General features: G+C 57.5%; 11 protein-coding genes and 1 tRNA gene. 7 read left to right on the plus strand and 5 right to left on the minus strand.

Annotation, left to right across the window (positions count from 1 at the left end; all coding sequences use genetic code 11):
• Positions 1-307: 307 nt before the first annotated feature.
• The 3 genes from ACFFJK_RS03265 to ACFFJK_RS03275 all read right to left on the minus strand — a co-directional run bounded on the left by ACFFJK_RS03265 (position 308) and on the right by ACFFJK_RS03275 (position 6,603).
• The gene (locus tag ACFFJK_RS03265; protein WP_379677674.1) at positions 308-2,626 is read right to left on the minus strand and encodes an RIFT barrel domain-containing protein; all 2,319 of its coding nucleotides are present in this window, start codon (positions 2,624-2,626) and stop codon (positions 308-310) included.
• Positions 2,627-3,191: 565 nt separating this feature from the next.
• Positions 3,192-5,390, minus strand: coding sequence for an RIFT barrel domain-containing protein (locus ACFFJK_RS03270; protein WP_379677675.1), 2,199 nt, complete (start codon positions 5,388-5,390; stop codon positions 3,192-3,194).
• Between the two features lie 331 nt (positions 5,391-5,721).
• A complete protein-coding gene (locus tag ACFFJK_RS03275; RefSeq protein WP_379677676.1) occupies positions 5,722-6,603 on the minus strand; it encodes a c-type cytochrome in 882 nt (293 codons plus the stop codon).
• Between the two features lie 215 nt (positions 6,604-6,818).
• Between ACFFJK_RS03275 and ACFFJK_RS03280 the strand changes: the two genes are divergently transcribed.
• From ACFFJK_RS03280 to ACFFJK_RS03290, 3 genes are all read left to right on the plus strand, one after another.
• Positions 6,819-6,894, plus strand: a tRNA-Arg gene (locus ACFFJK_RS03280).
• 281 nt (positions 6,895-7,175) lie between these two features.
• Positions 7,176-7,499, plus strand: coding sequence for a helix-turn-helix domain-containing protein (locus ACFFJK_RS03285; RefSeq protein ID WP_379677677.1), 324 nt, complete (start codon positions 7,176-7,178; stop codon positions 7,497-7,499).
• Between the two features lie 234 nt (positions 7,500-7,733).
• Positions 7,734-8,123 carry a transposase gene (locus ACFFJK_RS03290; RefSeq protein WP_379677678.1) on the plus strand — a complete coding sequence of 130 codons (390 nt, stop codon included), beginning with the start codon at positions 7,734-7,736 and terminating at the stop codon, positions 8,121-8,123.
• Positions 8,124-8,297: 174 nt separating this feature from the next.
• Here ACFFJK_RS03290 and ACFFJK_RS03295 read toward each other — a convergent pair whose 3' ends face one another.
• Complete coding sequence (locus ACFFJK_RS03295) at positions 8,298-9,014, minus strand: DUF8692 domain-containing protein (protein ID WP_379677679.1); 717 nt, start codon at positions 9,012-9,014, stop codon at positions 8,298-8,300.
• Between the two features lie 404 nt (positions 9,015-9,418).
• Between ACFFJK_RS03295 and ACFFJK_RS03300 the strand changes: the two genes are divergently transcribed.
• Together ACFFJK_RS03300 and ACFFJK_RS03305 are read left to right on the plus strand one after the other, a co-directional pair.
• Positions 9,419-10,348, plus strand: a complete 930-nt coding sequence (locus ACFFJK_RS03300) for an IS5 family transposase (protein WP_379677680.1) — start codon at positions 9,419-9,421, stop codon at positions 10,346-10,348.
• A gap of 344 nt (positions 10,349-10,692) precedes the next feature.
• Positions 10,693-11,289, plus strand: a complete 597-nt coding sequence (locus ACFFJK_RS03305; RefSeq protein WP_379677681.1) for a hypothetical protein — start codon at positions 10,693-10,695, stop codon at positions 11,287-11,289.
• On the opposite strand, the gene ACFFJK_RS03310 is transcribed toward ACFFJK_RS03305, so the two are convergent.
• Positions 11,281-12,252 (minus strand): hypothetical protein, encoded by a 972-nt coding sequence (locus ACFFJK_RS03310; RefSeq protein ID WP_379677682.1) that lies wholly within the window; start codon positions 12,250-12,252, stop codon positions 11,281-11,283. The genes ACFFJK_RS03305 and ACFFJK_RS03310 overlap by 9 nt on opposite strands.
• A gap of 588 nt (positions 12,253-12,840) precedes the next feature.
• Here ACFFJK_RS03310 and ACFFJK_RS03315 point away from each other — a divergent pair.
• Entirely contained in the window at positions 12,841-14,130 is a 1,290-nt protein-coding gene (locus ACFFJK_RS03315; RefSeq protein ID WP_379677683.1) for a nucleotide sugar dehydrogenase, read from the plus strand.
• An 87-nt stretch (positions 14,131-14,217) separates the two neighbouring features.
• Positions 14,218-15,294 (plus strand): SDR family oxidoreductase, encoded by a 1,077-nt coding sequence (locus ACFFJK_RS03320; protein ID WP_379677684.1) that lies wholly within the window; start codon positions 14,218-14,220, stop codon positions 15,292-15,294.
• The last annotated feature ends 6 nt before the right edge of the window (positions 15,295-15,300 follow it).

Raw genomic sequence — 15,300 nt, forward strand, 5'->3', positions numbered from 1 at the left:
AATGTATGAATTTATGGCGCAAACGCCCGATTTCCCTATGAAAACCAAACAGAAAAAAATTTGTAACAGACAGGGAACGTCGTGCATTTATCAGTAAACCGGCGCGATCTTGTAAAAAAATGCCAAGTCGACGAGGTTTCGAATTGACTTCTGGTTAACCTGCCTTGGTTAGGAAAGAATGGCAGCCATGACTGCATAGCATTCAAGACGAAGCAGGGTCCGCGCTCAGCTTGGTACCTGCAATAAAGAAAAAGCCCGGTTGTACCGGGCTTCGGGCTCGGGAGTGGGAGGCCCACTCACCATGTTGTTAACGTGTACGCGGCACAATGTTGAACTGTGGGCCGAGCGCATAGTCCGGCTTCACGCTACGCGACATAAACACCGACCAGGCCCGGGCACCGGTGGTGCCGCCAATATCGGCAGCATAAGCCAGCGCTGGTTGCATGTTCGACGGGTAGCCGGCAACCGAGCTGGAATAGCCGGACATTTCGCCGACTTTCAGGCCGAGCAGGCCGGCCATGGTGGCGCTGCCACAAGGACTGCTGGTGTACTTCGTACTCGTAGCGGCATATACCTGGCCAATTGTCGAGTACAAGGGCGCGTTCGCACTGGCGCGGACATTCATCGCATATTCCGATCCGCCAATCCAACAGGCCCCGTTACCTACCATGCGCTCGATCGGGAACTTTACCTTGTACTTGAGCAGTGTCGTGGCTTTCGTAAAGCCTAAGTCATGGGCATGCCCCACTGCTGCCGTGAAAAAGTCATCTTGCCATGGAGCCAAGCCCCGGCCGTTGGAATAAACCAGCGAATAACCGTTGACGATGGCCCCCAACTTGTTCGCGTTCGGGTTGTTTGGATAGTTCGCGTTGTACCAGTCGAGATTGCTGTCGAGGATCTGATTGAAGTGCGTTTTCAATCGATCATTGTCCGGCGTGATATACGCCGCTTCTGCCAGGGTACGCAGGCCCCAGGCCTGACCACGTACCTGTTCGGGCGACAACAAGCCCTTTCTTCCCTCACGATAAGCCGGGTTCGAGTTGAATACGTTATACATGCCCCAGAATTGCAGCTCTTCCAGGAAATAGTGGTCTCCCGTCAGCACATAAGGCAGGTAGGCAAACGCGGGTTGGTGTGACACGTCGTGCGAATAGGGCGTCGTGCAAGCACTCGACGAGGCACAGGCAGGGAATGCTTCCGAACGCCCGGTCGCTGGATTGACCGCATCGCCGGGGCGGCCCAGCATGGTCATGTACGGGTAATCGATCAGGCTGACTGGCTGGCCGGTCTTCTGGTCGCGGTAATGCGCCGAGTAGCTGCCCGCGAGCTCGGCCGTCCCAAGGGTTGCGTCGCGTGCGCGGTGATCCATGGTCAGCAGATAAACGGCAGCCCATTGGGGCAGCAGGCCGATGTCGTTGCGTCCGCCAGTCGCCGGCATATAGGGTTCGGACAGGCCGGTGCCCATCGGTCCAGTGGCGGCATTGCTCCAGCGCGACTTGAGTGTGTCGAGAACGGACCCTGGAATCCTCAGTGAACGGTCATAGTTCGGCAGCGCGCGGCTATCGATCAGGTAAGCGGTATTGTGCTTGACGTTGACTTCCGGTGCGGAGCCGTTCCACCAGAACACCTTGCGCCAGCGGGCATGGTGATAATGCTGCAGAGAGGGTTTGGTGTAGACCGCCTTGCCACCAACGAGAACTTCGGCGTTGTAGGTAAAGTTTTGCGGTGCCTTCTCGTAGGCCCAGTTGTTCTCGATGACGACATCGACGCGGGCTTTCCTCGCCGCCTCATACCAGCGCAGCGAAAAACGCGCCGTCAGGTGTGGGTGGGCGACGCCGGCACTGGTTGTTAGCGGGGCAGAGACAAGCCATTCATTGGCGGTGGCGCCGGCCAGCCATGCTTTTGCAGTGGCTTGCCGCAACAACTGGTCGGCCGACGCGGTATACCGTACGCCCCCAATGGTTGCGTTGACCGATGCAGTGAAGCCGGCATTGAGTAACGAGGCGGTGGGCCTGGCGGTCGTGGCTGCTCCTGCGCTACGGTCCAGCATCATGGTAAGCACTTGTTTGGCTCCCAGTGACGGCAGAATCGCCGAAATAATGGCGTGGCGCACCGATCCGTCCGGATGGCGGGCCTTGGTATCGAGCTGCAGTGGCACCGTAACGCCATTGTCCAGGCGGCCGGACAGCGTCGCATTCGCGGCGAGGTGGCCTGGCGCGAAAATCTGGCCGAACGTCACCGGCACATTGGTTTGTGCCACATTCGACATGCTTTCAAAACGGATGTCGGTCAAAGTTGCTGCACCGGGCGTGTTTCGGGAAGGGCTGGTGGGGGCCACTTCACGGCTTTGCGGCACGTAAGTCCCGCTCGAGGTCGGTGCCGTGACGGTAGCAGTGCTCGCCGGAGCAGGCGCCGTCGTCGTGCTGCGGCTTTGCGGAACGTAGGTGCTTGCGTTGTTGTCAGAAATTGTTGCCGATTGCGCTGGCATCGAACTGCCGCCGTAACCAACCAGGATGACGCCAACCCAGACGGCGGCGGTAGGAAGTTTCAAGGAGTGCATAGGAAGTTTGATGTGGGAAATTCGGACCAGATGGACGATCCGAGTGCAAAATGGCTTGATGATCATCGACTAAGATTTGTGTCTTACAGGAAATTTCACACGACACATTTTTCCCAGAATATACGATGTGAACAGGAAAGTACATAACCAATCGTAAGAAAATTAGCGCAAAAAGCTGTTTTCCCTATGAAACGGAGCAAAAATTTTTTTGCTTATCTCGGTCTATCAGCGCGCAATGTGCTATTAACTCAACCTATTTTTAGGAATGCACTGATGAGCAGGCGCATCACTTCTTAACTTTCAGTCATCTCTGATCATTGCTTCATGGATGGCGTTGTCATGGATGCTGTGATCGCAAGGGGTGGCGGTGGAAGCGGTGGCGCCTGGTGCGGCCTTCATGGGATGCCTTCCTGGTTTTCGAAGGCGCTTGGCCGAAATGGCCAGGATTGATTGGCGGGCGCAGCAGCAGTCCCGTTTCCAATGGGCCGAATGGTGCCGATGGGGCAGGACTGTACCCGACGCTGCAATAAAAACGCCCGATGCGATGCATCGGGCGTGTGTGGATTACATCAGGCGGTCACGAACAAGGCCATTTACCTGTCAACGACCTCTGGCGAGGCGCCTGATCAGTTTAGCGTGGCTTGATCGCAAACTGTGGGGCAAGAGCGTAGTTCGGCTTGGAGGCGCGTTGCTCGAATTGATGCCACGCTTGTGCACCTGCAGCACCTCCAGCATCGGCAGCATAGGCCAAGGCCGGCTGCAGGTTGGCAGGATAGCCGGTTGCTGCGCTCGGATAGCCCGACATTTCCCCGACTTTCAGGCCGAGCAGGCTGGCCATCGTGGCGCTGCCACAGGGACTGCTGGTGAACTTGGTGCTGGTCGCCGCATAGACTTGGGAGATTGTCGTGTACAGCGGCGAGGTGCTGCTATCACGCACCTTCATCGTGTATTCCGACGCGCCGATCCAGCATGCGCCCTCACCGACCATGCGCTCGATGGGGAACTTGATCTTGAACTTCAGCAGGTCTGCAGCTTTGGTAAAGCCCAGCTCAGCGGTGTGCCCGACGGCCGAGGTAAAGAAATCGTCTTGCCATGGGCCTACGCCGGTGCCGTTGTCATAGACAATCGCATAGCCGTTGGTAATAAAACCCAGTGCATTGCTGGTAGCAGCATCGGCAGCGTAGCGCGTGTTATACCAGTCCAGGTTCGCGTCCACGATGCCGGTGAAGTGCGATTTCAGCGGATGCGCGTCGGGTGTGATGTACGCTGCCTCGGCAAGCGTACGCAGGCCCCATGCCTGGCCGCGGACCTGCTCGGCATTCAACAGGCCTTTCTCGAAGCCACGATAGTGCGGGTTCGACGAGAACGCGCTCCACATGCCCCAGAACTGGAGTTCTTCGAGATAGTAGTAGTCGCCGGTCAGCAGATAGGGAACGTAAGCCAGGTTGGGCTGGTGCGAGACGTCGTGCTTGTTCGGCGTAACGCACAGGTCCGCTGCTGCACAGGCGGGGAACGCTTCCGAGCGTTTTGCGGCGCTGTTCCAAGTGTCGCCCGGACGGCCGAGGATAGTCATGTATGGGTAGTCCACCAGGCTCACGGGATAGCCGGTCTGCTTGTCCCGATAGTGCGACGACCAGCTGCCCGACAGGTCTGCGGTTCCGAGCGTGACGTCGCGCGCACGCTGATCCATGCTCAGCAGGTAGGTTGCGGTCCAGCCCGGCAGCAGGCCGATGTCGCGCCGGCCACCGGTCATTGGCATCAAGGGCGTTGCCAGGCCGACGCCCATCGGCTCGGTCTTCGCACCGGTCCACTCCGCTTTTAGTGCGTCAAGCGCGCTGTTCGGGATGCTCAGGCTCTGGTCGTAATTCGGTACGGCGCGCGTGCCGATCAGGTAGCTGGTGTTGTGCTTGACGTTGATTTCCGGTGCCGCGCCGTTCCACCAGAACACCTTGCGCCAGCGGGCGTGGTGGTAGTGCGTCATGGCCGGCTTGGTATAGACGGCGTTGCCGCCGACCAGGACTTCCGCGTCATAGGTAAAGTTCTGCGGCGCTGCTTCGTAGGCCCAGTTATTCTCGACGACGACATCGACGCGGGCTTTCTTGATCGCGTCGTACCAACGTACGGCGAAGCGTGCGCTCAGGTGCGGATGGGTGACGCCAGCACTGTTCTTCAACGGGGCGGACACGTGCCACTCATTGACGGTGGATCCGTTCAGCCAGGTCGTCGGCGTCGTGTTCTTGATCAGATCATTGGCGGAGGCCGTGTAACGCACACCACCGATGGTTGCGTTGACCGAGGCGGTGAAGCCGGCGTTCAGCAGCGGAGTCACGCTGCCGGTGGTTTCGGCTGCCGCGGCTGTACGGATCAGCGACATGGTACGGACTTCATGGGCGCCCAGCGAAGGCAGGACGGCCGAGATGACGGCATGGCGCACCGAACCGTCGGCGTGCAGGGCCTTGACGTTGAGTTGGAGCGGGACCATGGCGCCGTTGTCGAGGCGACCGGCCAGCGAAGCAGTCGTGGAGAGGTGGCCCGGCGCGAAGACCTGGCCGAAGGTCACGGGAACATTGGCCTGCACTACCGCAGTCGTGCTTTCGAAGCGCAGGTCGGTCACGATCGCCGCAGCGGTGCTGTCGGTATTGTTCGTGGTCGCTGTCGAGCGGCTTTGCGGAATATAGGTTGATGTGGCGGTGCTCAGGAGGCGCGTGCCTTCCATGCTGCCAGTGGGTGTCGATTCGACGGTCGAACCGCCGCCGCAACCAGCCAGGGCTGCGCCAGCCAGGACGGCAAGCGCAGTACGGAGCGTCAGGAAATGCGTAGGAAGTTTCATTTGGTATCTCTTCAGGAGTGTGCGGGGTATCAAGTACGCCCTTGTCAGACCTAAAGATTACGCCAAAGAAAGAAAGATTCCCAGAGGAATCACAAATTCTGTTCAGAAATTACCCCAAACGCAACGCAAGATTATCCTAAATTTAACGAATATTATTCGGTAGCAATCGTTTTCCGCCTAATATTTATTTATGTTCTTGCAATAGATGTTAGCTGCTTGATATCAGGAATGCAGGCGTGGGGGATGTCAGGAAGGGGAGCGGCCGCAGGACGCGGGCTGCCATCGGCACCCGCAGTCGATCCGCTTGCAGTGGCGTGAAGCGCGGGAGAGGTTATTTTGAGGAGGCGATCATGTAATCGACGGCGGCGCGCACGTCGGCGTCCGGCGCGGTCGAGCCACCCTTTGGCGGCATGGCGCCGAAGCCTTTGATGGCGTGCTCGTACAGCACCGGGTTGCCCTTGGCCAGGCGTGGTGCCCAGGCTGCCTTGTCGCCGGTTTTCGGCGCACCGGCGATACCGGCGCCGTGGCAAGCCATGCAGGCCGTGTTATAGACGTTCCTGCCGACGTCGACCGCTGCGGCAACCGTGGCCGTGGTCGGCGGCGCCACAGGCGGAGCCGCCGCCGGGGCGGCGGCAGTGGCAGCAGATGCGGGCGCCGCCGCCTCAGGGCTTGCCGCCTCGGCAGTGGTTGCAGCAGCAGGGGCAGCCGGTGCAGCCGGTTCCTTGAACGAGGCACCGCTCTTGTTGGCCAGGAATACGACGGCGCGTTCGACTTCGAGGTTGTCCAGGTCAGGGTTGCCGCCCTTGGCCGGCATGGCGCGGATGCCGTCGATGGCATGCTTCACGAGCGTGTCGTAACCCTGCGCGAAGCGCTGGGTCCAGGCGCCGTTGTCGCCCAGTTTCGGGGCGCCTGCAGCGCCGCTGTCGTGGCAGGCCGCGCACACGGCAGCATAGACGGCGCCGCCGGTCTGGAGCACCTTGGGCGCATTTGCGTCGACCAGGGTGAAGCCTTCTTCCGCGATCGGGCGCAGGCGCTCCGCAATGGCTTCGGCACTCTGGCTGTCGGTGCCGGCGCCGACGAGGCGTTCGTTGGTGGCGAAAATCACGAGTAGGATGATGCCAATGACGATGACCAGAAAGAAGGCCGTGACTGCCGCAACCAGCTGCTTCGGAGTACGGATCAGGGATTGGTGTTCGTTGTGTGCGTCGCTCATGATTTCCTTAATTCAATTAAAAAAACCTGCCACTACCAAAAAAACCTGCCACTACCGGCGCTTGCGATGAGATGCCTTTTTGCAAATGCCCCTAATCGGCCGATTATAGACGTAAAGCTGCCGAAATGTAACGAAATTCCTGAGCGCACAACGGCTTGCCATGGACGCGCACGAAGAAAGACTGTATCCTTCGCATCACTTTGTTTCCTATTAACGCGGCTGTAGCTCAGTGGATAGAGTATTGGCCTCCGAAGCCAAGGGTCGTGGGTTCGATCCCCGCCAGCCGCGCCACACATTCCTTATAAGATCAACAAGTTAGGTCTTGCAAAGCGTTGCAAATCATGCTTTGCACTGCACTGTGAGCTTTTGCCAGCATTTTGGCACACTGCTTGTTGGGCCTTCACGCGCCGTTCACGCCAAAGCTGGATCCGTGTACTCTCGCCCAAGATTCTGGAGTAAGGGGCCGATTGTCGCAGCCGATTCGCACGCTCACTCCGTGAAGTCATCGCGTCGAAGTAGTCGCACAATTTTTGCTGTCAAAGTCAGATTGGCAATGCAGCAGGGGGTGAGCGATGAAGCACTTGAAATTGACCGAGCACGAGCAGCGCACGCTGCGTGAAATGGGCGTTTTTCTTCCGCATCCGAGGACGAGGATGCGAGCCCAAGGGATTTTGCGCCTGAGCCAAGGCCTGACCCTTCAGAAGACTGCTGATGAATTCGGCGTGCATCTGAACAGCGTTGAGCAGTGGCGGCAACGGTGGAGCAAGCTCGGCTTGGCCGGGTTGTACGAGGGACGTCATACCGGTCGACCGAGAAAGTGGACCGCCCAGCAACAGCACGCTTTTGGTGAGTTGGCGGTTTCTGAGGGCGGGACTGTGGGTGCACTGCTGCGCTAGGTCGGGCAGAACCAAGACCAGGTGCCGATCAGCGAAAACACGGCCAAGCGGTATCTCAAGGAGATGGATTTCACGTACAAGCGCTATCGGTACAGTTTAAAAAAAGCGAAATCAAGAGGCGTTCGAGCACGCTAGCGAAGTGATTGGCGCGCTGTGCAGGCTCGACCATGACCGGCAGTGCGAGCTGTTGTATTTCGACGAATCAGGTTTCAGTCCGAATCCGCCGGTGCAGTTATGGATGGGGGAAAATTGGCCAGACCCGGCTCCGTTGAACCGCTCGCACATCGGCAGCGTGTGAACGTACTTGGGGCGTTGCGCCATGATGGCCCGTTGACCTGGACTACTCAGCAGCGACCGACGACACGTGATGATGTCATCGCGTTCTTCGACCAGGTTGCGGCGCAGCCCCACGAGGTTCCGCGAATCGTCTTGATCGATAACGCCGGCATATACAAGGGCACGCCGGTAGACAAGAAGGCGAAACACGGGCTGTATCTGTACTATCTGCCGCCCTATAGCCTGAGCTCAATCGAATCGAGATCCTGTGGAAGCACGCCAAGCAATTCTGGCGTTGCTTCGTTGCAAGGAACGGCGCCGACCTGCTCGATGAAGTTCAGTCTTTGATGAGCGGCTTCGGAAGCAGATTCACGATAAATTTTGGGTGACTACTTAGAACGATTGAGCCAGCCGATATCCAGCGATCAAAGCTCATTGTGCAAGAGTGAGACTAACGCAATCCTAGCAGAGAGTTCAAAATATCATGATGAGTGCTTTCGCCGCATTGAAAGCATAACAGTTTTAAGCAAACTCTTCTTGGTCGGATCGTGCATTTGTGGCATGTAAACTCACACGATCGCTTCTTACAAAGGCCTCAAAGGGCGACGTCGGCTCACTTAAAGTTTGCTTTGCATCTGAAGCTCGCCTCGTCAACGATAAGGCATACCATAAGAATAGACTGATGGACAGCAACTCTCCACCATCCTCGATCACAGCAAGAACTGGGCTCATTATAGGATTGTTCACGAAAACCACATGCACCATATCGACGCCGACACCAAAAAACACCAATAACGATAAAACCAGCGCCAAATTATAAAAAATTTTTTTGATCGGAGGACGCCCGAAATAGTAAGCCAACAATAATGGGGGCAGCATGATCAGCCCAGCTGTTACTGTAACGCACAGCTCACCTAGATCCTGTCTGCGCAAGCCGAAAGGCGGTGCAAAAGAGAACCCCGAAACAATCACAGATCCCAATCTCTCATGTATTTGAAGTGAATCGTCAAGAAAAAAATACGTGAACAGGAGAGCCCAAGGAGCAAAAAACCAGCTCTTTGTTTTGATGCAAAGGTAAGAGAATGCAATGACAATACCAACGAACTTGAGATGCTGATATGTCTCTGCAAATCCGTTATCCACTTCAATGTTAAATAGAGGATTTGCGAGATATGGAGTCAGCTTATGAAGCAGGTCAAAATTAAAATTCTGATAAAATGAAATATATTCACTCTCCATTCCAGCGGTGAACAAGGAATTCGTAAAATACTGAGTCAACTTATGGAGGGCGTGAAGAGCGACGAAAATTAGATCGATCAAGAACAAAGCGAGTAGAATTTTGTACGTGGACCGCTGTTGGAATTCTTTTAGGTTCTCCACCATATCATTCTTATGTATTCAAAAGTGTATTATTAAAAAATTAAGAAACCGTTGTGCGTTACACGCAACATGGTTTTCCGAACGGCATGTGTAGTTATTTTGCCATTAATAATCTATTAATGCTATAAAAACATTGTAACGTAACAAATCTCTAGTTTATTTAACAATTTGTTTAAATCGGTAGCGTTTTCTACTGTCTGAGGCTTTGTTGCGTAAATCAGGTCTGCCCAGCGTAGATCCGGCAGGTCTGTTAGCCTGAACGCATGAAGCCTGCTCCACAGAAGTACTGCACGACCAACTGGAAAACGTACAACGAAGCTCTCAAGGCACGTGGGTCACTGCTGATCTGGCTCGATCCGACGATGAAATGGCACGGCCAGCCGAGCGGCAAGCGCGGGCGCAGCCAGACGTTCAGCGACGAGGCGATCCAGTTCTGCCTGAGCATCAAGTGCCTGTTCAATTTGCCGCTGCGCCAGGCCATGGGCATGGCGCAGAGCCTGTTACACCTGGCGGGACTTGGCTGGCCAGTGCCGGACTACAGCACGGTAAGTCGGCGGCAGAAGACGCTGCAGGTGGCCATCGGCGCCGTGCCGACCACGACAGGCTTGCATCTGCTGGTGGACAGCACGGGGATCAAGATGCTGGGCGAAGGCGAATGGAAGACGAAGAAGCATGGTGCGGATTACCGACGCCAGTGGCGCAAGGTGCACCTCGGGATCGATGCGTCCACACTGGAGATCCGTGCCATGGAAGTGACCGACAACAGCATCGGTGACGCACCTGTCCTGCCGGCGCTGCTGGAGCAGATTCCAGCCGACGAGCGCATCGCCAGCGTCAGTGGCGACGGCGCCTACGATACGAAGGACTGCCACGAGGCCATCGCCATGCGCGCCGCGCATGCCATCATTCCGACCCGCAAGAACGCCAAACCCTGGAAGACGAACCGCTGCGGTGCCGATGCACGCAACGAGATCCTCCACACGACGCGCCGGCTGGGCCGGGCGATCTGGAAGAAGTGGAGCGGCTACCACCGGCGCAGCCTTGTCGAAACGAAGATGCGTTGTTTCAAACTGCTCGGCGAACGCGTCATGGCGCGTGACTTCGACCGTCAGGTCGCTGAATTGCAGGTGCGCGCTGCCGTGCTGAACCGCTTTACTCGGCTGGGTACCCCAGTTACGGTCCCAGTGTTGTAAAACTGATTACAAATAGCGTCAGCTCGGCCTTCGCTCGATTTGCTCAACAAAGCCCCCTAGCAGTGAGCATTTCACCATTTGCGATCCGGAATTACTCGTTCGCGAAAGTCATTGCCATTCTCACGGTCGTAACCGGACATTGGTTCACAGGAATGATCCTGTGATTCCCGTGACCTTCGGCTTGCTCGTGTTCGCATTTTCTTCAGGATATTTCACTGCTGCCTTATATGGTCCGCACACCGACCACTCCCGCTTCTGGCGCAAGAAGCTCGAGCGGCCGGGCTTGCGGTTCTGAGTGGTGGTGGCGTTATTGTGGTCGTGACCGCGCTCTCCGGCAAGACTGTTTGGCACTGGCACTGGCACTCTCTGGCGCACTTCACCGGGCGATCTGGCGTGCTCAACTGGGCAGGCATCGCAATGGCAGCCGCCTTGGCGCTGGCCTCTGGTTCGTCACGCTGCTGTTGCTGTTCTACGTCAGCTATCCCTATCTGCCCCAAGCCACAAACACGAAGCGCTCGGCCAGTGTCATGCTGGCTGGCGGTTTCGCCGCGGCCGTTTACCTCGAGGAAAATGTCAAGGTCGGGCACGAACTCTGGCTGACCGCGTTTACCTTTGTGGCAGTAGCCGCGTGTCGCGCCCACCGGCCCAGGTTACCGGCGCACGCGCTGCTGGGGCTGACCGTGTTATTGTGGGGAGCGCTTCTGCTACTTAACCTGGTCGGCATAAAATCGTTGAATACCGTGTTGATCCGGCGACTTGTCAGTGGCGCTATGGCTGGCTGTGGCCACGCTGCCGAAATGGGTCGCGATCGATCGCATTGCCGTACTCGCCAGGTATGTACTGGCACCGCCCGCACCAAGGCATCGGAGGTAAAGCACCGATGTCCAGGCTCTCAACCAGCCGAAACAACCTCTTGCAACTTCACAGCTAGATCAGCCTAGATTGGCAGCAACCCGTTGCCTTTCCGGTGCGCCGTAGAGCAATTCCGGCGCGCGTTTCGCTGACGACCAGTCTTGGGGCGGGCGCATCCTTCGCGCCGCATGCAGGCGCAGTGGGTTCTTCATATACAGGCTGCGGGCCTCGTCAGGGTGAGCATCGATCCACTGCAGGACCATTTCACGCACAGTTTTCGGCATCTGGGTGAGGGGCAGGCCGCGTACGGCCAGATGATCGCGGGCGGCGCGGTTTTCCAGGTCACCCTGGGCCTGGCGCAAGATACGCTTAAAGTGGCTCTTGACGTTCTTCAGTGTCAGGTCTTCGATACCATCGACGTGCCACGTCGCGCTTGACTCGACGGCAATACGACGAGGATCCCAGGTATTGTTGGATGGGTCGAGACGGAACATCAGAACGGAACCGATCAGGGGATCTGTCCGATAAATTCCAAGGGGTAATTTAAATCCTGCTGCGCGTATGCCCTGCATGCCTTCCTCTGAGATAGCGTACAGATTGCCATGGATACCACCTTGGCGCAGCATTTGTTCGCGGAGTGCTGCTGCGGACCGACCAGAGGTCGGGACACCTGATGCGCCCAATGCATCCGGTGTTGTCATGAGACGATGGTCAATTGCTGCCAGGGCATCAGGCCTCACCTGGGCATAGCCGTCGATAAAAAACGCTGTGCCAGCGTTGTCCCAGATTCGATAGACGTATTCGTTCCAAGTATGCGCTTTGTCTGGTGCTTCGATCGCCCAGACTCGGAGTTTCGCCCCTCCACCGTCCAGATCTTTTGCCATTTCAGCAAATTTCTTTGCGAGAGCTAAATTTCCGTTGATCAGGACGTCGAGACTTGCTTGCCGTTTACCGCAGGCTACGATTGCAGCGCGTACGCAACGTGCAAGCACTTCTGGGGTCTCACGAGCGGCAAAAATGGCAAGCGACCAAGGGATAAGCTTAGTGTTCATGTTCAGAAATTAATGTTTCGATGACGATTCACTGTGATCACATGCACTGCTCTCTGCAAGAAGCATATTCGCATCGGTAGGTAGCGTTGCTGTTGTGACAACAATGCTGTAGGCGTGACACATACTCATATGTGTTCACACTCCCACACAAGGTTGCAATTTATGCATTGTAAGTCATCTTGGTCATCTGTGGGATGTGGTCTTCGATCTCTCCAAGGCGCGCACGATTCATTCAGGAAATAACTTGAATTTTAGAAAATGCTAAAATTTTATCGCTTGCAGTAGTGAAACAGTCACAGCCCCAAGGCATGAAGACTTAAGCTTAGTTCCTGTGTGCAACAAAAAAGCGTCATCGATGCACGAAACGACGTGAAGATGTGGTGCTAAAGGTACAAGGTACAAACAATAAGCTTTCTGCCATCCTCACTTGGGATGACACAGGCGTTTAATAATATTTTTTTATTATTTTGTTTCCTGTGTGGTTACTTTTCGACAAAAAACGCAATTGCTGAGTGTGCACGGCTGAGCTTCCGTGCTATAGTAAAGTTAGCATAATAGCAAAACCTAATTCTTGAACGGAACCCGATTATGAAAGCAGATGAAGTCGTCGCAGTAGTAGGACTCGGATATGTCGGCTTGCCGCTGGCAGTTGAATTCGGCAAAAAAGGGCGGACTATCGGCTTCGACCTATCGGCGAGCAAGATCGAGAACTACAAACGGTTCGTCGACCCGACCGGTGAAGTCTCGAGCGAGCAGCTGAAGGAGTCGCGCCACCTGGAAGTGACGACCGACCCTGCCATGCTGGCCCAGGCCGACTATATCGTGGTTGCCGTTCCGACCCCGGTCGACATCGCCCACAATCCGGACTTCACCCCGCTGATCGGCGCCAGCAAGTCGGTCGGCAAGAACATGAAGCGCGGCGCCATCGTCGTCTACGAATCCACCGTGTACCCGGGCGCCACCGAAGAAGTCTGCATTCCGATCCTGGAACGCGAGTCGGGCCTGAAGTGGAAGGAAGACTTCCACGTCGGGTTCTCCCCGGAGCGCATCAACCCGGGCGACAAGGAACACACCCTGACCACCATCCTGAAAGTGGTGTCGGGCGACGACGATGAATCGCTCGACCGCATCGCCAAGCTGTACGAATCGGTGGTCACCGCCGGCGTCTACCGCGCCTCCAGCATCAAGGTGGCCGAGGCCGCGAAGGTCATCGAGAATACCCAGCGCGACCTGAACATCGCCCTGATGAACGAACTGGCGATCATCTTCGACAAGGTCGGCATCGACACCCTCGAAGTGCTCAAAGCAGCCGGCACCAAGTGGAACTTCCTGCCGTTCCGTCCGGGCCTGGTCGGCGGCCACTGCATCGGCGTGGACCCGTACTACCTGACCCACAAGGCCGAAATGCTCGGCTACCACCCGCAGGTGATCCTGGCCGGCCGCCGCATCAACGACGGCATGGCCAAGTTCGTGGCCGAGAAGACCGTCAAGTCGATGATCTCGTCGGGCTTCCACGTCAAGGGCTCGAAGGTCAACGTGATCGGCCTGACCTTCAAGGAAAACTGCCCGGACCTGCGCAATTCGAAAGTGGCCGACATCGTCCACGAACTGGCATCCTACGGTTGCGACGTGCACGTGTTCGATCCGGTGGCCGAGGCCGAGGAAGCCCAGCACGAATACGGCATCAAGCTGGAAAGCTGGGACAGCCTGCCGAAGGCCGACGCCCTCGTGGTCGCCGTGCCGCACAAGGAAGTGCTGGCGCTGTCGCTGCCGGACTTCCAGTCCAAGCTCAACGAAAACGGCTGCTTCATCGACGTGAAGTCGCAGTTCGACCCGAAAGCGCTGAAGGAAGCCGGCTACTGCGTCTGGCGCCTGTAATCCTGCTTGCATCCTGCACCGGCCGCGGCGCGCACGCGCCGCGGCGACGACGGCCTTGCGCCGTCGTGACAGAGAAAGTGTCCGAAAGTGAATAAGTTCCAAGACGTCCAGCAACACCTGCAGCAGCACCGCTACCACTGGCTCGTGACCGGTGCGGCCGGATTCATCGGCTCGAACCTGGTCGAAGCCCTGCTGCGGCTCGGCCAGCGCGTGACCGGCCTGGACAACTTCGCGACCGGGCACCGCCACAACCTCGAGCTCGTGCGCGACGCCGTCGGGCAGGAGGCCTGGGCAAGTTTCGACTTCATCGAAGGCGATATCCGCAGCCAGGACGATTGCGTGCGCGCCTGCGCCGGCACCGCTGGGGCGGGCGTCGATTATGTGCTGCACCAGGCGGCGCTCGGCTCGGTGTCGCGCTCGATCGACAACCCGGTCATGACCAACGAGGTCAACGTCGGCGGCTTCCTCAACATGCTGGTCGCGGCGCGCGACGCGAACGTGAAGCGCTTCGTCTATGCCGCGTCGAGCTCGACCTACGGCGACCATCCGGACCTGCCGAAGATCGAGGACCGCATCGGCAGCCCGCTGTCGCCGTACGCGGTGACCAAGTACGTCAACGAGCTGTACGCGAACGTCTTTGGCCGCACCTATGGCATGGAGTCGATCGGCCTGCGCTACTTCAACGTGTTCGGCCCGCGCCAGGACCCGCACGGCGCCTATGCCGCGGTGATTCCGCAATGGGTCTCGGCGCTGATCCGCAACCAGGAGCTGCGCATCAACGGCGACGGCGAGACCAGCCGCGACTTCTGCTACATCGACAACGTGGTGCAGGCGAACCTGCTGTCGGCGCTGGCCGGCGTCGACGCGGTGAACCAGGTCTACAACGTCGCGGTCAACGACCGCACCAGCCTGAACCAGTTGTACGAGATGATGCGCGGCCTGCTGCGGGACCAGTTCCCGCACCTGGACGCGCACCGGCCGCAGTACGTCGATTTCCGCCGGGGTGACGTGCGTCATTCGCAGGCGGACATCAGCAAGGCAGCCGCGCTGCTGGGCTACCAGCCCACGCACCGCATCGGCGAAGGCCTGCAACAGGCGATGGCGTGGTACGTCCAGCACCTCGCGCCATCAAGTGACACCAATGCACAACCAAACAAGCAATAAGAATCG

It is taken from the genome of Massilia consociata (genome assembly GCF_042432755.1).
Taxonomy (GTDB): domain Bacteria; phylum Pseudomonadota; class Gammaproteobacteria; order Burkholderiales; family Burkholderiaceae_D; genus Telluria; species Telluria consociata.